This is a genomic window from Streptomyces omiyaensis (genome assembly GCF_014650895.1).
Classification (GTDB): domain Bacteria; phylum Actinomycetota; class Actinomycetes; order Streptomycetales; family Streptomycetaceae; genus Streptomyces; species Streptomyces omiyaensis.
This window is the reverse complement of sequence record NZ_BMVV01000030.1, coordinates 16,368-37,296: the sequence shown is the minus strand read 5'-3', so window position 1 is coordinate 37,296 and position 20,929 is coordinate 16,368. Positions and strand designations below refer to the sequence as shown.

13 protein-coding genes are annotated in these 20,929 nt (G+C 72.3%); 9 read left to right on the top strand and 4 right to left on the bottom strand.

Annotation, left to right across the window (positions count from 1 at the left end):
* The first annotated feature begins 199 nt into the window (after positions 1 to 199).
* From IE287_RS32690 to IE287_RS32670, 5 genes are all read left to right on the top strand, one after another.
* On the top strand, positions 200 to 979 hold the full coding sequence (locus IE287_RS32690) for an ATP-binding cassette domain-containing protein (RefSeq protein WP_189852875.1): 780 nt from the start codon (positions 200 to 202) through the stop codon (positions 977 to 979).
* A complete protein-coding gene (locus tag IE287_RS32685; protein ID WP_189852874.1) occupies positions 976 to 2,271 on the top strand; it encodes a sugar ABC transporter permease in 1,296 nt (431 codons plus the stop codon). Before IE287_RS32690 ends, IE287_RS32685 begins: the two co-directional genes overlap by 4 nt.
* A 219-nt stretch (positions 2,272 to 2,490) precedes the next feature.
* Entirely contained in the window at positions 2,491 to 4,410 is a 1,920-nt protein-coding gene (gene dxs, locus IE287_RS32680; protein WP_189852873.1) for a 1-deoxy-D-xylulose-5-phosphate synthase, read from the top strand.
* A 214-nt stretch (positions 4,411 to 4,624) separates the two neighbouring features.
* A complete protein-coding gene (locus IE287_RS32675) occupies positions 4,625 to 6,103 on the top strand; it encodes an amino acid permease (protein ID WP_189852910.1) in 1,479 nt (492 codons plus the stop codon).
* Between the two features lie 94 nt (positions 6,104 to 6,197).
* Positions 6,198 to 7,283, top strand: coding sequence for a PLL family lectin (locus IE287_RS32670; protein WP_189852872.1), 1,086 nt, complete (start codon positions 6,198 to 6,200; stop codon positions 7,281 to 7,283).
* Between the two features lie 86 nt (positions 7,284 to 7,369).
* Here the strand turns inward: IE287_RS32670 and IE287_RS32665 are convergent, their stop codons facing one another.
* Positions 7,370 to 8,449: an LCP family protein gene (locus IE287_RS32665; RefSeq protein ID WP_189852871.1), complete on the bottom strand. Its 1,080-nt coding sequence runs from the start codon at positions 8,447 to 8,449 to the stop codon at positions 7,370 to 7,372.
* 462 nt (positions 8,450 to 8,911) lie between these two features.
* Here IE287_RS32665 and IE287_RS32660 point away from each other — a divergent pair, with 462 nt between their 5' ends.
* Genes IE287_RS32660 through IE287_RS32645 form a run of 4 tightly spaced genes read left to right on the top strand, consistent with a single transcriptional unit; the run spans position 8,912 to position 15,954 of the window.
* Positions 8,912 to 10,711, top strand: a complete 1,800-nt coding sequence (locus IE287_RS32660) for a stealth family protein (RefSeq protein WP_189852870.1) — start codon at positions 8,912 to 8,914, stop codon at positions 10,709 to 10,711.
* Positions 10,712 to 10,740: 29 nt separating this feature from the next.
* Entirely contained in the window at positions 10,741 to 11,658 is a 918-nt protein-coding gene (locus tag IE287_RS32655) for a hypothetical protein (RefSeq protein ID WP_308436905.1), read from the top strand.
* A 13-nt stretch (positions 11,659 to 11,671) separates the two neighbouring features.
* Positions 11,672 to 14,548 (top strand): stealth family protein, encoded by a 2,877-nt coding sequence (locus IE287_RS32650; RefSeq protein ID WP_189852868.1) that lies wholly within the window; start codon positions 11,672 to 11,674, stop codon positions 14,546 to 14,548.
* 14 nt (positions 14,549 to 14,562) lie between these two features.
* Positions 14,563 to 15,954, top strand: a complete 1,392-nt coding sequence (locus tag IE287_RS32645) for a GDSL-type esterase/lipase family protein (RefSeq protein ID WP_189852867.1) — start codon at positions 14,563 to 14,565, stop codon at positions 15,952 to 15,954.
* Positions 15,955 to 16,050: 96 nt separating this feature from the next.
* Here the strand turns inward: IE287_RS32645 and IE287_RS32640 are convergent, their stop codons facing one another.
* From IE287_RS32640 to IE287_RS32630, 3 genes are all read right to left on the bottom strand, one after another.
* On the bottom strand, positions 16,051 to 18,189 hold the full coding sequence (locus tag IE287_RS32640; RefSeq protein WP_189852866.1) for a 3-hydroxyacyl-CoA dehydrogenase NAD-binding domain-containing protein: 2,139 nt from the start codon (positions 18,187 to 18,189) through the stop codon (positions 16,051 to 16,053).
* Positions 18,186 to 19,400, bottom strand: a complete 1,215-nt coding sequence (locus tag IE287_RS32635) for a thiolase family protein (protein ID WP_189852865.1) — start codon at positions 19,398 to 19,400, stop codon at positions 18,186 to 18,188. The genes IE287_RS32640 and IE287_RS32635 overlap by 4 nt, the downstream gene beginning before the upstream one ends.
* A gap of 197 nt (positions 19,401 to 19,597) precedes the next feature.
* Positions 19,598 to 20,881, bottom strand: coding sequence for an HRDC domain-containing protein (locus IE287_RS32630; protein WP_189852864.1), 1,284 nt, complete (start codon positions 20,879 to 20,881; stop codon positions 19,598 to 19,600).
* Positions 20,882 to 20,929: the final 48 nt, after the last annotated feature.

The following is a 20,929-nucleotide window of genomic DNA, read 5'->3' as shown; positions in this document are numbered from 1 at the left end:
CGCCGGAGCGTCAGGCCCGGCGGGACGCGGAACCGCCGCCCCGTGACGCGGTTCCGCCCCCCTACCCGTCCGGCCCCGGCCGACCCAGACCCCGCTGTCGGTCCGGGGCCGGACGCACACAGCCCCCCTCGAACTCGGCGCCCCACCGGCGCTTCATGCCGCCGCTCCTCCACCGCGGGCGGCGAAGGAGTTGGTTCACGTGTCCCAGACGCCTGTCCTGGCGTTGCGCGGGATCTTCAAGCGATTCGGAGCGGTCCAGGTCCTCTCCGGTGTCGACCTCGAAGTCCACGCGGGCGAAGTCGTCGCCCTGGTCGGCGACAACGGTGCCGGAAAGTCCACCCTGGTCAAGACGATCGCCGGCGTCCACCCCATCGACGAGGGCGTCATCGAGTGGGAGGGCCGCCCGGTCGAGATCTCCCGCCCGCAGGACTCGCAGGCCCTCGGCGTCGCCACCGTCTACCAGGACCTCGCCCTGTGCGACAACCTCGACGTCGTCGCCAACCTCTTCCTCGGCCGCGAGCTCAAGAAGGGCGGCGTCCTCGACGAGGTCGCCATGGAGAAGCGCGCCAAGGACCTCCTGTCGACGCTCTCCATCCGCATCCCCAGCGTCCGCATCCCCGTCGCCGCCCTCTCCGGCGGCCAGCGCCAGGTCGTGGCCATCGCCCGCGCCCTGGTCGGCAACCCCAAGATCGTCATCCTGGACGAGCCCACCGCCGCCCTCGGCGTCGAGCAGACCGCCCAGGTCCTCGACCTGGTCGAGCGGCTGCGCGAGCAGGGCCTCGGCGTCATCCTCATCAGCCACAACATGGCCGACGTCAAGGCCGTCGCCGACACCGTCGCCGTGCTCCGCCTCGGCCGCAACAACGGCACCTTCCCGGTCGCCACCACCACCCACGAAGAGATCATCGCCGCGATCACCGGCGCCACGGACAACGCCGTCACCCGCCGGCAGGCCCGCACCGCGGAGGTAGCCCAGTGAGCACGACCGAGCAGGCACCCGTGCCCGAGCCCCGCGCCCCCAAGCACGCCGCCGGGGCCCCGGCCGCCGGCGCGATCCCGGCCGTCGACCCCCGCCTCCTCGTCCGCGAGCAGGGATTCAAGGGCTACGTCGCGGAGTTCAAGCGCAAGATCCGCTCCGGTGAGATCGGCTCGCTGCCCGTCGTCATCGGCCTGATCGTCATCGGCATCGTCTTCCAGGCCCTGACCGGCAACTTCATCACCTCGTACAACCTCGACCAGATCACCCTGTACGCGGCCGGCCCCGGCATCATGGCCGTCGGCATCGTCTTCGTGCTCCTGCTCGGCGAGATCGACCTGGCCGTCGGCTCCGTCGCGGGCCTCGCCGGCTCCGTGTGGGGCGTGTTCGCCACCGACATGCCCGACTCGCTCGCGATCCTGCTCGGCATCCTCTCCGGCACCCTCCTGGGCGCCTTCCACGGCCTGGTCTTCGCCAAGATCGGCGTCCCCGCCTTCGTCGTCACCCTCGCCGGCTTCCTCGGCTGGGCCGGCCTGCAGACCTGGGTCATGGGCGACCGCTCCACCATCCCCACCCCCATCGGCAGCTTCGTCGGCGACCTCACCAAGTACTACTTCTCCGACGTCATCGCCGCCTACGGCCTCGCCGTCGCGGTCATCGCCGCCTTCTACCTCGCCCAGCTCCGCGACTCCTCCCGCCGCAAGGCCGCCGAGCTGCCCCACCGCCCGCACAGCGAGATCCTGCTGCGCACCGGCGTCCTCGCGGTCCTCGTCCTGGTCGCCGCCTACGGCTTCAACCAGGAGAAGGGCCTCCCGCTCTCCCTGGTGATCTTCCTGGTCATCCTGCTCGTCACCGACTTCGTGCTCCGCCGCACCACCTACGGCCGCCAGGTCTTCGCGGTCGGCGGCGGCATCGAGGCCGCCCGCCGGGCCGGCATCAACGTCGCCTGGATCCGCACCTCGGTCTTCATGATCTCCGGCACCCTCGGCGCGGTCGGCGGCCTCTTCCTCGCCTCCGCCACCGGCGGCGCCGACCGCTCCCTGGGCGGCGGCAACCAGCTCATGATGTGCATCGCCGCGGCCGTCATCGGCGGCACCTCCCTCTTCGGCGGACGCGGCAAGGTCTGGTCGGCGCTCCTGGGCATCCTGGTGCTCCAGTCGATCGTCCAGGGCCTCAACCAGCTCAACCTGGAGTCCAACGCCATCCAGTACATGATCACCGGCGCCGTGCTCCTCATCGCCGTGATCATCGACTCCGTCTCCCGCAAGACCCAGAAGTCCGCGGGACGCGCGTGACAGGAGGGCCGCGCGCGACGCGCGCGACGGCCCTGGGGTAAGACGCGCCACATGCGCCCGGCACCGGTGAACCGGTGCCGGGCACCGTCGCGTCCGGACCAGTACATCCCCCGTGCGGGTGATGCCGCTCCGCCTGGCCCGATGCCCACGATCCAAGACGGAACATTAGACTCGGCAAAATCGGCAAGCTCGACCAGCTCAGAACGCAAGGAGGCACGGGTGGCCCTGCTGACCCGTATCAGGACACCGCGCGACCTGGACCGGCTCTCCCCGGAACAGCTGGACCAGCTGGCCGCGGAGGTCCGGACCTTCCTCGTCGACGCCGTCTCCAAGACCGGCGGCCACCTCGGCCCCAACCTCGGCGTGGTCGAACTGACCATCGCCCTGCACCGCGTCTTCGACTCCCCGAAGGACAAGGTCCTCTGGGACACCGGTCACCAGAGCTACGTGCACAAGCTGCTCACCGGCCGCCAGGACTTCTCGAAGCTGAAGATGAAGGGCGGCCTCTCCGGCTACCCCTCGCAGGCCGAGTCCGAGCACGACGTGATCGAGAACTCGCACGCCTCGACCGTCCTCGGCTGGGCCGACGGCCTCGCCAAGGCGAACCAGGTCCTGAGGAAGGACGACCACGTCGTGGCCGTCATCGGCGACGGCGCCCTCACCGGCGGCATGGCCTGGGAGGCGCTCAACAACATCGCGGCCGCCAAGGACCGCCCGCTCGTCATCGTCGTCAACGACAACGAGCGCTCCTACGCGCCCACCATCGGCGGCCTCGCCAACCACCTGGCCACCCTGCGCACCACGGACGGCTACGAGCGCTTCCTGGCCCGCGGCAAGGACATCCTGGAGCGCACCCCGGTCGTCGGGAAGCCGCTCTACGAGACTCTGCACGGCGCCAAGAAGGGCCTCAAGGACTTCATCGCCCCCCAGGGCATGTTCGAGGACCTGGGCCTGAAGTACGTCGGCCCCATCGACGGGCACGACATCGAGGCCCTGGAGTCCGCCCTCACCCGCGCCAAGCGCTTCGGCGGCCCGGTGATCGTCCACTGCCTCACCGAGAAGGGGCGCGGCTACCAGCCCGCCCTCCAGGACGAGGCCGACCGCTTCCACGCCGTCGGCAAGATCCACCCGGACACCGGCCTCCCCATCGCCACCTCCGGCGCCGACTGGACCAGCGTCTTCGGCGAGGAGATGGTCGCGCTCGGCAAGGAGCGCGAGGACATCGTGGCGATCACCGCCGCCATGCTCCAGCCGGTCGGCCTGGACCGCTTCGCCAAGGAGTTCCCGGAGCGGGTCTTCGACGTCGGCATCGCCGAGCAGCACGCCGCCGTCTCCGCGGCCGGCCTCGCCACCGGCGGCCTGCACCCGGTCTTCGCGGTCTACGCGACCTTCCTCAACCGCGCCTTCGACCAGGTCCTGATGGACGTGGCCCTGCACAAGTGCGGCGTCACCTTCGTCCTCGACCGGGCCGGCGTCACCGGCACGGACGGCGCCTCGCACAACGGCATGTGGGACATGTCGATCCTCCAGGTCGTGCCCGGCCTGCGGCTCGCCGCCCCGCGCGACGCCGACCAGGTCCGCGCCCAGCTCCGCGAGGCCGTCGAGGTCACCGACGCCCCCACCGTGGTGCGCTTCTCCAAGGGCGCGGTCGGCCCCGCCGTCCCCGCCGTGGGCCGGGTCGGCTCCATGGACGTGCTCCGCGAGGCCGGCACGGACCGGCCGGACGTCCTCCTGGTCTCGGTCGGCGCGCTCGCCCCGATGTGCCTGGAGATCGCCGACCTCCTCGACCGGCAGGGCATCTCCACCACGGTGGTCGACCCCCGCTGGGTCAAGCCGGTCGACGAGGCCCTCGCGCCGCTCGCCGCGGACCACCGGGTCGTCGTCACCGTCGAGGACAACAGCCGGGTCGGCGGCGTCGGCTCGGCCGTCGCCCAGGCGCTCCGCGACGCCGGCGTCGACGTGCCCCTGCGTGACTTCGGCATCCCGCCGGTCTTCCTCGACCACGCCTCCCGCGCCGAGGTCCTGGCCGAGATCGGACTGACCGCCCCGGACATCGCGCGCCAGGTCACCGGACTGGTCTCGCGTCTGGACGGCCGGTACGAGGCGGCCCGCGAGGCCGTGGAGCCCGCCCGCGACTGACCTCCGCCCCGGCGGAGCGGTCACACCGCGTCACCGTTGGGCCGGTCGGCTCACCCTCCCGGGTGCCGACCGGCCCTTTCGCGTGCATTCTGGCTTCAGCGCGGGCAGCGTCCCCTCGACCCCCGTGTGCCGGGGGCCCGAGACCCGACGTCACGGACGACGCGGAGGTACGACGGTGAGCACGGACCAGCGCCCCCCACGGGCCAACACCGGAATGTTCCGGACCAAATCGGTCGAGCAGTCGATCCGGGACACCGAGGAGCCGGAGCACGCGCTCCGGAAGTCCCTCTCGGCCTGGGACCTCACGGTCTTCGGCGTCGGTGTGATCATCGGCACCGGCATCTTCGTCCTGACCGGCAAGGTCGCCAAGGAGAACGCGGGCCCGGCCACGGCGCTGGCCTTCGTCGCGGCCGGCATCGTCTGCGCCCTGGCCGCCCTCTGCTATGCCGAGTTCGCCTCGACGGTGCCGGTCGCCGGATCGGCGTACACCTTCGCCTACGCCTCCATCGGGGAGCTTCCGGCCTGGATCATCGGCTGGGACCTGGTGCTCGAGTTCGCGCTGGGCACGGCGGTGGTGGCGGTCGGCTGGTCCGGGTACGTGCGCTCGCTGATGGACAACATCGGCTGGCACCTGCCGGCCTCCCTGGAAGGGCCGGACGCACCGGGCGGCACCTTCGACATCCTGGCGTTCCTGCTGGTCCTGGTGCTGACCGTGATCCTCGTCCTGGGCATGAAGCTCTCCGCCCGGATCACCGCCCTGGTGGTGGCGATCAAGGTCACCGTCGTCATGATCGTGATCGTCGCCGGCCTGTTCTTCATCGTCGGCGACAACTACGACCCGTTCATCCCGCCGGCCGTCACCCCGGAGGGCGGCGGTGACAACTGGACCGCGCCGCTCGTCCAGATCCTCTTCGGGTACGAGCCCACCAACTTCGGCGTCATGGGCATCTTCACCGCCGCCTCCATCGTCTTCTTCGCCTTCATCGGCTTCGACGTGGTGGCCACCGCCGCCGAGGAGACCAAGCTGCCGCAGCGGGACATGCCCCGCGGCATCCTCGGCTCGCTGCTCATCTGCACGGTGCTGTACGTGGCGGTCGCCCTCGTCGTGACCGGCATGCAGCACTACACCGAGCTGTCGGTCAGCGCCCCGCTCGCCGACGCCTTCAAGGCCGCCGGGCACCCCTTCTACGCGGGCGTGATCAGCTTCGGCGCGGCCGTCGGCCTCACCACGGTCTGCCTCATCCTGCTGCTGGGCCAGACCCGCGTCTTCTTCGCGATGAGCCGGGACGGCCTGCTGCCCCGCTTCTTCTCGGTCACGCACCCCAAGTACAAGACCCCGTACCGGCCGACCATCCTGCTCGGCGTGATCATCGCGATCGTCGCCGGCTTCACCAGCATCAACGAGCTGGCGACGCTGGTGAACATCGGCACCCTCTTCGCCTTCGTGATGGTCGCCGCCGGTGTCATCGTGCTCCGCCGCACCCGCCCCGACCTGCACCGCGCCTTCCGGACCCCGTGGGTGCCGGCGCTGCCGATCATCTCCATCGCGGCCTCGCTGTGGCTGATGCTCAACCTGCCGGGCGAGACCTGGTTCCGCTTCGCGGTCTGGATGGCGCTCGGCGTCATCGTGTACTTCCTGTACGGGCGCAACCACAGCCGGTTGGGCAAGGAGGGCCGGAGCCTCCGTTCCTGACCGGGAACCAGCGGGCGCGCGGAAGGCGGCCGGGCCGGGCGGATAAAGTCGGTGCGAACCGTCCCCCACTCGACCCGGAGCGCTGGATCCTCGCATGGTGAACCGACCCCAGGCCCCCGCCGACCCCACCCACGGCTCCCCGCGCGCCCCGAAGATGCACGGCGGCTGGCTGACCCGGGGCGCCGAGGGCCGTTTCAGCGTGTACGTCCCCCGGGACGGCGAGGTGCTCCGCTGGACCGAGGGCCCCGGCCGCCGGTTCACCGGCCCGGACAAGATCGGCGGCGGCGGGCTGCTGCCCTTCCTCGCGGCGGCGCAGGGACCCGACCGGTACGTGCACCTGATCGGCTTCCGGCCCACCGGCACCACCGGGGAGGCGGGGGAGCGGCACGTCGAGCTGGTGCACAGCGTCCAGTTCCAGACCGGCCGGCCCAACGTGGAGTGGAAGTCCATCGGCGGCTCCAACGGGCGGGCGGAGTGGTTCGGCAACCCGGCCCTCGCCGTGGACGCCCAGGGCCGCGCCCACGTCTTCGTCCGCAACCGCGGCGGCGGCGTCAGCGCCCGCGTCCAGAAGGACGCCGGCGGCTGGCACCCGTGGTGGGACCTGAAGGGCGGCCGCACCGACCAGAACCCGGTGGCCGCGGTGAACGGCGCCGGCCTGGTCGAGCTGTACACCTCCAGCGACCGCGGCCTGGTGCGGTACGTGCAGCACGAGCCGGGCGCCCGCCCGGTCGTGGAGCCGCTGGTGCCGACCCCGGTCGTGCCGGGCACCCTCGCCGCGGTGACCGGCGCCTCCGGACACGTCACGGCCTACTACACGGACGGCTCCGGGCGGATCTGCGCTTGGTCGCCGGGGCGCGGCCTCGCGCCCACGCCGTTCGCCGCCGCGGTCGGCGGCGGCCCGCTGACCGCGGGGCGGTGCCTGATCGACGGCTACGACTGCACGCTGCTGGCCCAGTGCGACGACCAGGGCGGCGCGGCGCTGGCCGCGTACCTGACGGAGCGCGAGGACACCGGTCTGTACTGGACCCCGTCCGGCCCGCCGGTGCTCGGTCCGCCGGCCCTGACGGCCGACGCCGGCGGCGCGGCCGCGGTGGCCGCGCTGGCGGCCGACGGCGGCGTGATCGTCACCCGGCAGGGGACGGAGCCGGGGCTGGCCCTGGAGCCCTGGACGCGCCTCTGAGCGGCGTACGCGCCCGCACGCGCCGGTGCCCCGGTCCCTCGTGGTGAGGGGCCGGGGCACCGGTGTCGTACGGGGCGGAGGGTCCGTCAGCCGCCCGTGGCGGGGGACTTCTTGGCGGAGGCCGGGATCTCGGCGTCCTCCCGGACGGCCTTCCACAGCTGGGAGGCGTTGGGCTCGTGGGCGACGACGCGGTTGGGGTCGATCTTGTCGTAGGCGACCGGCAGCATGATCGTCTCCATGTTCTGCGGGTCGACGCCGTTGAGGCTGCGGCCGAACTCGCTGAGCGCGGTGAGGGAGGCGAGCTCGGAGTCGGTGGTGAGCGCCTTGGTCGCCGAGTCGGCGATCTTGTACGTCTTGGTGGGGCTGCTCAGCAGGTCCTGCTTCTTCACCTCGGTGAGCAGCGAGGTGAGGAACTGCTGCTGGAGGGAGATGCGGCCGAGGTCGGAGCCGTCGCCGACGCCGTGGCGGGTGCGGACGAAGGCGAGCGACTGGGTGCCGTCGAGCTTCTGCGGGCCGGCCGCGAGCTGGAGGCCGCTCTGCTTGTCGTCGATCGGCTGCTTCACGTCGACCGTGACGCCGCCGATGGTGTCGACGAGGTCCTTGAAGCCGGCGAAGTCGATCTCCAGGAAGTGGTCGAGGCGGACGCCGGACATCGACTCCACGGTCTTGACCACGCAGGCGGGGCCGTACTGCGCGTACACGGAGTTGAACATGACGCGCTTGGCGGAGGGTGCGGCGGTGCCGTCGCCGCGGGTGCACTCGGGGCGGGTGACCAGGGTGTCGCGCGGGATGCTGACGGCGACGGCCTCGGTGCGGCCCTCGGGTATGTGGACCACGAGCGTGGTGTCGGAGCGGCCGCCGCCGACCGAGCCGCCGACCAGGTCGCCGTTGTCGCCGGCGCGCGAGTCCGAGCCGAGGACCAGGAGGTTCTGGCCGCTGGTGGGCAGCTTCTCGGGGCGGTCGTCGCCGAGCGCCTTGGTGATGTCGACGCCCTTGATGTTGCCGTCGATGCTGCTGTAGGTCCAGTACAGGGCGCCGCCGGCGGCCAGCAGCAGGGCGAGGAGCGTCAGCAGGACGATCCTGCCGGTCCTGCGCTTCTTGCGCGGGCGGGAGCCGGTGCCACGGCGTCCGCCGACGGCCTCGGGCGTGCGGGTGTCCTGGCTCATCGTGTGCGGTTCCTCGAATCCTGGTGACCGTTCGGGGCGCTCGGTGACGCCCGCGCCTCCGGTACGCGGGCACGGCGGCGCGCGGGTTGAGCGTGGAGTATAGGCAGACGGTCGGACGGGTGTGCGACAGGGGGTGACGGTTCCGGGACTCCCGGAGACCTTCCCGGGCATTCGGAGTGACCTACCCGACATCGGAGGCGCGTTCACATCTCAGCTGGATAACGGCTGGTCCGATAAGCCTTCGATAAGTTGTCTGGGGCATGGATCGGGTGTGAAGATCCGGTGCGAGCATCCTCTGCGCAGTCTTGCGATCGGGGGAGGTGCTCGACCGGTCCCGCCGAGGGCCGGGACTTCGGGGGGCCGGAGTTCAGCGTTGAGCCCGGACTGAATCAGATCCGGGCAAGCGTGGTTCCGGGCGCATGCTCCGCATGCGTGTGGTGTGGAAATGGTGGGCTGAACACGGTGGCGACGTCTCGCAACCCCGAGTCCAGTGCGCTCGTTTCCGTCTACCGGAACCTCGTGCCCGTCCGGGCCCGCCGCCGCATCGTGGCCGGCATCCCGCAGCCCGTCCGCCAGTCCGTGGCCCGCACCCTGGCCGGCGTCGACTCCGCCCGCTCCGCCGTCGTGGCCCGCGCCATCGGCGGCCGCAAGGGCGGCGCCGAGACCGAGCGCGGCACCCTCCGGGTGGTCCAGGACGGCGGCCGCCACCTGCGCGCCCTGGAGGTCCCCGGCATCACCGCCTGGGCCGCCCGCGCCCGCAACCTGCACCTCCTCGTCGGCCTCCTGGAGGACGCCGGCATCGAGTACTTCTGCGTCCGCGGCACCGCCAACGGCCTGCCCGCCGTCGCGGTCCCCGCGCGGCACCGCGAGGAGACCGAGGACCTCCTCGCGTACGCCTTCGACCAGGAGCCCGGCTACGTCGGCACCGGTCCCGGCGACCTCCGCCCCGGCGAGGCCGCCGCGTCCTGGCGCAAGCTGCGCTCCCGGCGGATCCTGCGGATCGCCTGGATCGTCTGCGACCCGACCGGCCGGCTCGTCTTCGGCGCCGCCCACGGCTGCGACCTGGAGTTCTGGGACGAGCGGGACGGCGAGCTGATCGCCCCCCGCCCCAACCGGGTGGTGACCGAGGCCGACGCCGCCCCGCGCACCGTCGAGGCGCCGCAGGCCCTCTTCAGCCCTGTGCCCGCCCTCTACACCACCGGGCAGGCCCGCACCCTGCCCGAGTTCACCGCGCACCTGCCCGAGGACCACACCTTCCCCGTGGACGTCGTCTACACCTGGGTGGACGCCGACGACCCGGTGTGGCGCGGCACCAAGGAGACCACCCGCCGCCTCCTCGGCCACGAGGACGAGGGCGGCCCCGCCCTGCACGAGCAGGCCGCCAACGACGCCCGCTTCACCAGCCGCGACGAGCTGCGCTACTCGCTGCGCTCGATCCACCAGTACGCGCCCTGGGTGCGCAACGTCTTCCTGGTGACGGCCGGGCAGGTGCCCGGCTGGCTCGACCTCGACCACCCCGGCCTGCGGGTCGTCGACCACCGCGAGATCTTCTCCGACCCCACCGCGCTGCCCACCTTCAACTCGCACGCCATCGAGAGCCAGCTCCACCACATCCCCGACCTGTCGGAGCACTTCCTCTACCTCAACGACGACGTGTTCTTCGGCCGGCCGACCACCCTCGGGCACTTCTTCCACGCCAACGGACTGAGCAAGTTCTTCATGTCCAAGGCGCTCATCCCCACCGGCCGGGCCCTCCCCGACGACCTGCCGGTCAACGCCGCGGGCAAGAACAGCCGGGGCCTGATCGCCCAGCAGTTCGGCACCTTCGTCTCGCAGAAGATGAAGCACACCCCGCACGCCCTGCGCCGCAGCATCCTGAACGAGATCGAGCACACCTACCCGCGCGCCCACTGGACCACCCAGCACGCGCGCTTCCGCTCGCCCCAGGACGTGCCCATCGCCTCGTCGCTGCACCACTACTTCGCGTACCACTCGGCCCGCGCCACCGTGGGCGACCTGCGGTACGTCTACATCGACATCGGCGACCGGGGCGCGCAGCAGCGCCTCGACCGGCTCTCCGCCCGCCGTGACTTCGACACCTTCTGCATCAACGACACCGTCGTGCCCGAGGACCGCGACGCGCAGGAGCGGATGGTGCGGCGCTTCCTCGACGACTACTTCCCGGTGCCGAGCCCCTACGAGCGCACGGATGCCGTGGGGCTCCCCACCCGCCGACTGACCGAACGAGGACGTGCCGACTGATGGGCTCGATACGAAGGCGCCTGGGCAGGGTGCGCCGGACCGCAAGGCTCCGGATCGCCGCGCCGCTGTGGAGCCGACTGCTCCGCGGGGTCTTCCTCCCGCTGCGCGGCCGCCGCTCCGCCACCGTGCTGTACGCCGCCGTGCTCGACGGTCAGACGATGAACCTGCACGCCGAGCTGCCCGCCGGGGCCCGCGCCGCGGACTCCGCCGAGGTGCTGATCGGCGGCGGCCGCTCGCCGCACCGCAGCCCCGCCCGGGTGCACACCGACCGCTCGGGCCGGGTGCTCGTCGACGCCGCCGTGCTGCTGGGCGCCGAGACGGGCGGCGTCCCGGTGGAGACCGGCGGGACCCGGCTGCGGCTCGGCGTCCGCACCGGCCACCGCACCCGCACCTACCCGCTCCTCCTGGTCGACGCCCCGCACACCTACAAGGGCACCACGCGCCCCATGGAGGCCTCCCCGATCAGCGGCGGCCGCTACCGCGTCGGGCGCTCCGTCACCGGCAGCGCCCGGCTCCGGCACGCGTCGGCCCGCCCGGGGGCCGAGGTGGTGGACGTGCACATCGAGCACGCCCGCATCGACGTGCGGCTGCGCCTGGTCGGGATGCCGGCCGAGGAGCCGTGGTGCGAGTTCGTCGCCTCCGGGCGGCGGATCCCCTGCGAACTCACCGAGATCGAGCCCGGCGTCTGGCAGACCGAGGTGCCGCTCTCCGAGATGTACCCGGTCTCCCACCGCCGCGAGCACTGGGACGTCCTGCTGCACACGGCCGACCGGCGCCCCCACCGGGTGGCCCGGCTGCTGCACGACCTCACCGACCCCCAGCGGGTGCTGGCGATGCGCTCGGTCGTGGTCGCCGCGCGCAAGGACACCCTGATGTCGGTCGAGCCCCGCTACACCCCCGCCGGGAACCTCCGGTTCACCTGCCGTCGTGTCGAAGAGACGGCCTGAGGAAGCGCACATCGTGAAAGTAACGTTCCTTCTGCATGCCGCCGACGTCCTCGGTGACCCCGAGCGCGCGGTGCTCCACCAGGCTTCCGAACTGGCCGCCCGGCACGAGGTCTCCGTCCTCAGCCTCTTCAAGGCCCGCCGCCGCAGGTTCACCCCGTACGACGGACGGGTCCCCGTCACCTTCCTCGTCGAGGGCGCCGGCCCCCAGCAGCGCCCGGTCCGCGAGGGCGGTCCGGACGAGGCCCTCTCCGCCGCGCTCGCCGCCCGCCCCAGCGAGCTCGTCGAACGCCGCTGGGACGACGGCCACAACCGGCTCTCCGACATCGAGGCCGAGTACGCCCTCACCACCCTCGACACCGACGTCCTGGTCACCACCACCCCCGGGCTGATGGTCCTCGCGGCCCGCTTCGCCCCCGCCGAGACCCTCCTCGTCCACCTCGAACAGCGCGCCTCCGAGGTCGCCGAGGCCACCGCCCTCGAACCCCTGCTGCGCCACACCGCCGGCTTCGACGCCGTCGTCCTGCCCGGCGCCCGCGCCCACGAGTGGTACGCCGAGACCTTCGGCGCCGCCGCCCCGCGCCTCCAGGTGGTCCCGCCCGCCCTGCCCGAGGGCTTCCGCCCCCGCTCCACCCTGCAGACCCGGATCGTCACCCTCGCCGCCCGCCTGGAGGAGAACTCCGGCGTCGACGCGGCCCTCGGCACCTGGGCCCGGGTCTCCCCGCTCCACCCGACCTGGACCCTGCGGATCCTCGGCGACGGCCCGCTCGGCGGCGCCCTGCGCCGCCGCCGCGACCAGCTCGGCCTCCACGGCACCGTCCAGCTCGTCGGCGAGGCCACCCACCCCGCGGAGGAGTGGGCCAAGGCCTCGATCGCCCTCACCACCACCCGCACCGACGCGGTCGGCTACTCCCTCATGGAGGCCCAGTCCGCCGGCGTCCCCGTCGTCGGCTTCGACAGCCCCGGCGTCCTGCGCGACGTGGTCGCCGACGGCCGCACCGGCCTGCTCGTCCCCGTCGACGACACCGAACTCCTCGCCGACCGGCTGTTCCGGCTCGTCCAGGACGACCGGCTCCGCCTCGGCCTCGGCGCCGCCGCGGCCGAGGAGGCCGTCCGCCACGCCCCCGCCGAGGCCACCGCCCGCTGGGAGCAGCTCCTCTCCGCCCTCGCCGCCGAGCGCGCCGGCGGCGGCCGCCCCGCGGCCAAGGCCGCCCGCACCGCCGCCCAGGCCCTCCTCGGCGGCAACGACGGAGCCGCCCGGGCCGCCGCCGCGGCCCCCCAGGGCACCGCCCGCAACCGCGCCTTCAAGGAGGCCGAGGAGCGGCTGCTCAAGCGCGACCGCGGCCTCGTCCGCGACGGCGGCCAGGTCTGCCGGGTCATCGACGCCGAATCGCCCTTCGACATCGCCCAGACCAACCTGGCCCTGACCGCCGACGCCCTGGAGGCCGCCGGCGTCCCCTACTTCCTGGTCCGGGACACCAAGATCCGGCACAGCGTCGCCGTCCACGCCGACTACCGGGACGCCGTCCTCAAGGCCCTCGCCGACCGGTTCCCCGACGGCCCGGTCTACGTGGGGCTCCTCAACGACGCCGACACCACGATCGCCACCACCCTCGCGCAGCGGGCCGCCGACCTCGTCAACACCGAGTGCTCCGGCATCCGCGTCTACGCCCCCGTCGTCTCCGCCACCGGCACCCTCCGCCTCGGCGCCACCTACGGCTGCCTGGTCTCCTTCTGGTACCACGACGAGGAGGAGCCGCACTTCTTCCACTCGCCGCGCCGCACGCTCATCGGCCAGCGGGTGCCCCGCGCCTCGATGCGCCGGATGCCGACCGTCCTCGGCGGACGCACCTACCCGACGGTGGAGCCGTACACCCACACCCTCCACCACGACGTGCCCTTCCCCATCGACGCCGTCTACACCTGGGTCGACGGATCCGACGTGAACTGGCTGGAGCGCAAGAACGCGGTCCTCGCCTCGATGGGCATCGTCACCGAGGACGCCGCCACCAGCGCCGCCCGCTTCCGCAACCGCGACGAGCTGCGCTTCTCGCTGCGCTCCCTCGACATGTACGCGCCCTGGATCCGGAACATCTACCTGGTCACCGACCAGCAGGTGCCGCCGTGGCTGGACACCCGCCACCCCCGGGTCCGGGTCGTCGACCACACCGAGATCTTCGGCGGCGAGGGCTCCCTGCCCACGTACAACTCGCACGCCATCGAGAGCCGGCTGCACCACATCGACGGCCTGGCCGAGCACTTCCTCTACTTCAACGACGACGTGTTCGCCGCCCGCCCGATCCAGCCCTCGCTCTTCTTCCTGGGCAACGGCGCCTCCAAGCACTTCATGTCCTCCAACGCCATCCCCATGGGACCGGCCCTGGAGGGCGACGAGTTCAGCCGGATCGCCGCCAAGAACAACCGCGACCTGATCCAGGGCATGTTCGGCCAGACGCTGGTGAACTCCTTCATCCACGCCCCGCACCCGCTGCGCCGCAGCGTGATGGCCGACCTGGAGACCCACTTCCCCGACGCCCTGCGCCGCACCGCCCACAACCGGCTGCGCGATCCCTCGGACGTCTCCGTGGCCTCCTCGCTCCACCACTACTTCGGCTACCACACGGGCCGCAGCGTGCCCGGCCGGATCTCCTCCGGCTTCGTCAACGTCGGCCTCAGCGAACAGGTCAAGAAGCTCAACGGCCTGCTCGCCTCCCGCCCCAACGACGTCTTCTGCCTCAACGACTTCCACGACGGAGACGTCTCGGAGGACGAGCAGGACGCCACCCTCGCCGCCTTCCTGCCCAGCTACTTCCCCATCGCCAGCCAGTTCGAGACCGGTTCGCCGCGCAACGAACACTTCCACGCCGGGCGGATCGCCGCCTGGCCCCTGTGAACCGGAGGCCCGTCATGCCCAAGTTCTGCATCCTCGGCGCCTCCGTCGCCAAGTCCCGCAAGACCGCCGAGGGCCCCATCGCCGGATGGGGCCAGTACATGGCGGAGTTCCTCGCCCCCGGCTGGGAGGTGCGGAACTTCGCCCGCGACGCGATGACCGCCCGCACGTACTTCACGGACCGCTTCGCCACCCTGCTCAACCTGCTGGAGCCCGGCGACATCGTCGCCCTCGACTTCGGCGGCGTCGAGCAGCGGATCAACGTCCCGCTCCGCTACCACGGCAAGCGGGAGTTCAAGGAGTTCCTCAAGCTGTACGTGGAGGGGATCCGCGCCCAGGGGGCGATCCCGGTCCTCCTCACCCCGTGCTCGCGCTGCGCCTTCGACGTGCAGGGCCAGGTCTCCGACACCCGCGACGGCTACCCCGAGGTCACCCGGGAGGCCGCCGCCGAGACCGGCGCCGTCTTCGTCGACATGAACTCCCACACCGGCCGGCTCCTCCAGGAGCTCGGCCCCGCCCGGGCCAAGCAGTACTACCGCTGGATCGACGCCGGAGAGCACCCGCTCCACCCGGACGGCATGATCGACTCCACCCACTTCAACCACGCTGGCGCCCGCGAGGTGGCCCGGATCCTCGCCTCCGCCCTGGAGAGCAGCCCGGACATCCCGGCCGGCACCGTCGACCCGGCGACCCTGGTCCCCGGCGAGTACCCGCCGCCCGCCCCCGAGTTCACCGTGGTCAGCCCGGAGAGCGCGCTCTACGCCACCGACCGGGTCGGCACCGCCCCCGTCTTCACCTCGCCGGCGCCCGACCGCGCGGTCAGCGGCCTCCAGAAGTTCGCCGGCAACGCCGGCCCCGACACCGGCTACCTGCTCTTCTTCTCCCAGGGCGCCTACATCGGCGGCACCGCCGTCAACGAGCAGGGCCGCTTCCTGTGGCGCCGCACCATGGTCTGGCCGGCCGGCGAGCACACCGTGCAGGCCGTCGGCATCGCCCGCGCGGGCGGGGTCACCCCGATCGCCTCGCTGCGCTTCGAGGTCCGCGACCACGTCGCCCCGCCGGTGGTCGCCGCCCCGAAGAGCGGGGCCTGGGTCAACCCGCGCCCCCGCTTCAGCGGCACCGCCGCCCCCGGCGTCACCAAGGTGATGGCCCTGGAGGGCGAGCGGCTGATCGGCGAGGCCGTCGTCGCCGAGGACGGCACCTGGAGCATGCGCCACCCGCACAGCTGGCGGCCCGGCGCCCACCGCGTCGAGTTCGTGTCGATCTTCAGCGCGCTGCACTCGACCGCCACCCCGGTGGACATCCGGGTGCTCGGCGTCCCGGAGGAAAGCTTCCTGCGCACCTCCACGGACGCCCGCGAGCGCTGCGGCGAGAAGTGCGACCACTACCCCTTCGACGGGCGCTGGTAGTCCCCGGCGGGGACGGCGCCCCGGGCCGAGGGGCGGGGAACGACGAAGGGGCCCGGTGGCACAAGCCACCGGGCCCCTTCCCGCGTGCGCGGCCGGTTACGCCGGGACGCTCGCCACGCCCTGCGCCAGGAAACGCTTGCCGTTGACGCGCTCGGAGACGCCCTCACGGTCCAGGTACGGCGTGATGCCGCCCAGGTGGAAGGGCCAGCCCGCACCGGTGATCAGGCAGAGGTCGATGTCCTGCGCCTCGGCGACGACACCCTCCTCCAGCATGAGGCCGATCTCCTGCGCCACCGCGTCGAGGACGCGGTCGCGGACCTGCTGCTCGGTGAGGACGGTGTCGCCCTGCTTGAGCAGCGCGGCGACCTCGGGGTCGAGCTCCGGCTTGAAGCCGTTCTCCGGCTTGTAGACGTAGAAGCCGCGCTTGCCGGCCTCGACGACGGCCTTCAGGTTGGGGGAGACGGTGAAGCGCTCCGGGAAGGCGCGGTTCAGGGTCTCGGAGACGTGCAGACCGATGGCCGGGCCGACGAGCTCCAGGAGGACCAGCGGGGACATCGGCAGACCGAGGGGCTCGATGGCCTTCTCGGCCGTCTCGACCGAGGTGCCCTCGTCGATGACGTTCTGGATCTCGCCCATGAAGCGGGTGAGGATGCGGTTCACGACGAACGCCGGGGCGTCCTTGGTGAGGACCGCGGTCTTCTTCAGCTTCTTCGCCACGCCGAAGGCGGTGGCGAGCGAGGCGTCGTCCGTCTTCTCGCCGCGGACGATCTCCAGGAGCGGGAGGATCGCGACCGGGTTGAAGAAGTGGAAGCCGACCACGCGCTCCGGGTGGCGGAGCTTGGACGCCATCTCGGAGACCGACAGCGAGGAGGTGTTGGTGGCGAGGATCGCGTGCGCCGGGGCGACCGCCTCGACCTCCGCGAACACCTTCTGCTTGACGGACATCTCCTCGAACACGGCCTCGATGATGAAGTCCGCGTCCGCGAAGCCCTCGGCCTTGTCGAGGACACCGGAGACCAGGCCCTTGAGACGGTTGGCCTTGTCCTGGTTGATGCGGCCCTTGCCGAGCAGCTTCTCGATCTCGCCGTGGACGTAGCCCACGCCCTTGTCGACGCGCTCCTGGTCGATGTCGGTCAGGACGACCGGCACCTCCAGGCGGCGCAGGAAGAGCAGGGCGAGCTGCGAGGCCATCAGACCGGCGCCGACGACGCCGACCTTGGTGACCGGGCGGGCCAGGGACTTGTCCGGGGCACCGGCGGGGCGCTTGCCGCGCTTCTGCACCAGGTTGAAGGCGTAGATGCCGGAGCGGAGCTCGCCGCCCATGATCAGGTCCGCGAGGGCCTGGTCCTCGGCGTCGAAGCCCTTCTGCAGGTCGCCGTCCTTGGCGGCCTCGATGATGTCGAGGGCGCGGTAGGCGGCCGGAGCGGCGCCGTGCACCTTGGAGTCGGCGATCGCGCGGCCCTTGGCGACGGCGGCGTCCCAGCCCTCGCCCCGGTCGATCTCCGGGCGCTCGACGGCGACAGAGCCGTTCAGCACGCCGGCGGTCCAGATGAGCGACTGCTCCAGGAAGTCGGCGCCCTCGAAGAGCGCGTCGGCGATGCCGAGCTCGAAGACCTGCTTGCCCTTGAGCTGACGGTTCTGGTTGAGCGAGTTCTCGATGATGACCTGGACGGCCTTCTCGGCGCCGATCAGGTTCGGGAGGATCGCGCAGCCGCCCCAGCCGGGGACCAGACCGAGGAAGACCTCGGGGAGCGAGAAGGCCGGGAGGGCCTTCGACACGGTGCGGTAGGTGCAGTGCAGACCGACCTCGACGCCGCCGCCCATGGCCGCGCCGTTGTAGTACGCGAAGGTCGGCACGGCGAGCGCGGAGAGGCGCTTGAAGACGTCGTGGCCGCCCTTGCCGATGGCGAGCGCCTCGTCGTGCTTCCTCAGCAGCTCGACGCCCTTGAGGTCGGCGCCGACGGCGAAGATGAACGGCTTGCCGGTGATGCCCGCGGCGACGATCTCGCCGTTGGCGGCCTCGGCCTCGACCTGGTCGATCGCCGCGTTCAGGTTGGCCAGCGACTGCGGGCCGAAGGTGGTCGGCTTGGTGTGGTCGAAGCCGTTGTCCAGCGTGATCAGCGCGAACCGGCCCGCGCCCGCGGGCAGTTCGAAGTGCCGTACGTGGGCGCTGGTGACGACCTCGTCCGGGAAGAGCTCGGCGGCGCCCTTCAGAAGCTCGGCGGTGGTGCTCACTTGCCCTCCCAGTGGGGGTTCTCCCAGATGACCGTCGCGCCCATGCCGAAGCCGACGCACATGGTGTTGAGGCCGTAACGGACCTGCGGGTTCTCCTCGAACTGGCGGGCCAGCTGCGTCATGAGGCGGACGCCGGAGGAGGCGAGCGGGTGACCGTAGGCGATCGCGCCGCCGTACTGGTTCACACGGGCGTCGTCGTCGGCGATGCCGTAGTGCTCCAGGAAGGCGAGGACCTGGACCGCGAAGGCCTCGTTGATCTCGAAGAGGCCGATGTCCTCGATGGACAGACCGGCCTGCGCCAGGGCCTTCTCGGTGGCCGGGATCGGACCGTAGCCCATGACCTCGGGCTCGACGCCGGCGAAGGCGTACGAGACGAGGCGCATCTTGACGGGGAGGCCGTTCTCCCGGGCGAAGTCCTCGGAGGCGATGATCGAGGCGGTGGCGCCGTCGTTGAGACCGGCCGCGTTGCCCGCGGTGACGTTGCCGTGGACGCGGAACGGCGTCTTCAGGTTGGCCAGCGACTCCAGGGTGGTGCCCGGGCGCATCGGCTCGTCGGCGGTGACCAGGCCCCAGCCGGTCTCGCCGGCCTCGGCGTTGGTGCGGCGGACGGAGATCGGCACCAGGTCGGGCTGGATCTTGTTGTCCGCGTAGGCCTTGGCGGCCTTCTCCTGCGAGCGCACGGCGTACTCGTCGGCGCGCTGCTTGGTGATGCTCGGGTAGCGGTCGTGCAGGTTCTCGGCGGTCATGCCCATGAAGAGGGCGGACTCGTCGACCAGCTTCTCGCTGACGAAGCGCGGGTTCGGGTCGACGCCCTCGCCCATGGGGTGACGGCCCATGTGCTCGACACCGCCGGCGATGACGGCGTCGTAGGCGCCGAAGGCGATGGAGCCGGCGACGCTCGTCACGGCCGTGAGCGCACCGGCGCACATGCGGTCGATCGAGTAGCCGGGCACGGACTGCGGCAGACCGGCCAGGATGCCGGCGGTACGGCCGAGGGTCAGGCCCTGGTCGCCGATCTGGGTCGTCGCGGCGATCGCGACCTCGTCGATCTTCGCCGGGTCGAGGGCCGGGTTGCGGCGCAGCAGCTCCCGGATGGCCTTCACGACGAGGTCGTCGGCGCGGGTCTCGTGGTAGATGCCCTTCGGGCCCGCCTTGCCGAACGGGGTGCGGACGCCGTCGACGAAGACGACGTCCCTGACGGTACGAGGCACGATGGCTCTCCTCCAGGTGCGGGACGGCACTGCTGCGGCGCACACCACTAAGCGTGCGCTTGCTTCCCCCATGCTACTTGTGGGTAACCAAGCTGCCCACCCCTTGGGGGCCAAGCGGCGAAGGTCACACGCCCGGAGCGCGCCGAAGCCCCCGGCACCACGGGGGCGCGGGGGCTTCGGCGGGGGACGGGCACGGCTCAGGCCCGGGCCCGCAGGGCCTCGACCAGGAGCGGGGTGACCAGGCCGACCTGCCAGCGGCGGGCGCCGTGCGCGGTGAGCGCGGCGGCGACGGCGTCCGGGTCCGCGGGGGCCGGGGGCTCCCAGCAGATGCGGCGGACGGTGTCCGGGGTGATCAGGTTCTCCTGGGGGAGGTTCAGCTCCTCGGCGAGCGCGCCGACGCCGGTGCGGGCGGCCGCGAGGCGGGCGGCGGCGGCCGGGTCCTTGTCGGCCCAGGCGCGCGGCGGGGGAGGTCCGGCGACCTGGGCGCCGGGCTGCGGCAGCTCGTTCTCGGGGAGGGCGCGGGCCCGGTCCACGGCGGCCTGCCACTGCTCCAGCTGGCGCCGGCCCATGCGGTGGCCGAAACCGGGCAGTGCGGTGAGCGCGGCGACGTTCACCGGGACGGCGAGCGCCGCCTCGACGATCGCGGCGTCGCTCAGCACCTTGCCGGGGGAGACGTCGCGCCGCTGGGCGACCCGGTCGCGGGCCGTCCACAGCTCCCGCACGACCGCCATCTGGCGGCGGCGGCGCACCTTGTGCATGCCGGAGGTGCGGCGCCAGGGGTCCTTGCGCGGCGGGGCGGGCGGGGCGGCGGCGATGGCCTCGAACTCCTCGTGGGCCCACTCCAGCTTCCCCTGCCGGTCCAGCTCCTTCTCCAGCGCGTCGCGCAGGTCGACGAGGAGCTCGACGTCGAGGGCCGCGTAGCGCAGCCAGGGCTCGGGGAGCGGGCGGGTGGACCAGTCGACGGCGGAGTGGCCCTTCTCCAGGGCGTAGCCGAGGACGGACTCGACCATGGCGCCGAGGCCCACGCGGGGGAAGCCGGCGAGCCGGCCGGCCAGCTCGGTGTCGAAGAGCGAGGAGGGGCGCATGCCTATGTCGCGGAGGCAGGGCAGGTCCTGGGTGGCGGCGTGGAGGATCCACTCGGTGCCGTCCAGGGCCTCTCCGAGGCCGGAGAGGTCGGGGCAGCCGACCGGGTCGATCAGGGCGCTGCCCGCGCCCTCGCGGCGGAGCTGGACGAGGTAGGCGCGCTGGCCGTAGCGGTAGCCGGAGGCGCGCTCGGCGTCGACGGCGACGGGCCCGCGTCCGGCGGCGAAGGCGGCGATGACCCCGGCGAGGGCCTCGTCGTCCGCGACGACCGGCGGGATGCCCTCCCGGGGCTCCAGCAACGGGATCGGAAGCCCATTCGCAGGGACGTCGTCGTCCGGGGGGCCGCCCCCGGTGGTGCGCAGTGTGGTGTCTGCTGCGGTCTCTTGGGCGTCGGTCACCTGTCAAGGGTATCCGCCGACGGCAAGCGCCTGCCGACGGAACGTTCC

Bases quoted from the DNA above. Each gene is read 5' to 3' on its own strand.
- IE287_RS32670 (WP_189852872.1), top strand. From the start codon at position 6,198: ATGGTGAACCGACCCCAGGCCCCCGCCGACCCCACCCACGGCTCCCCG.
- IE287_RS32675 (WP_189852910.1), top strand. From the start codon at position 4,625: ATGTTCCGGACCAAATCGGTCGAGCAGTCGATCCGGGACACCGAGGAG.
- IE287_RS32665 (WP_189852871.1), bottom strand. From the start codon at position 8,449: ATGAGCCAGGACACCCGCACGCCCGAGGCCGTCGGCGGACGCCGTGGC.
- IE287_RS32645 (WP_189852867.1), top strand. From the start codon at position 14,563: ATGCCCAAGTTCTGCATCCTCGGCGCCTCCGTCGCCAAGTCCCGCAAG.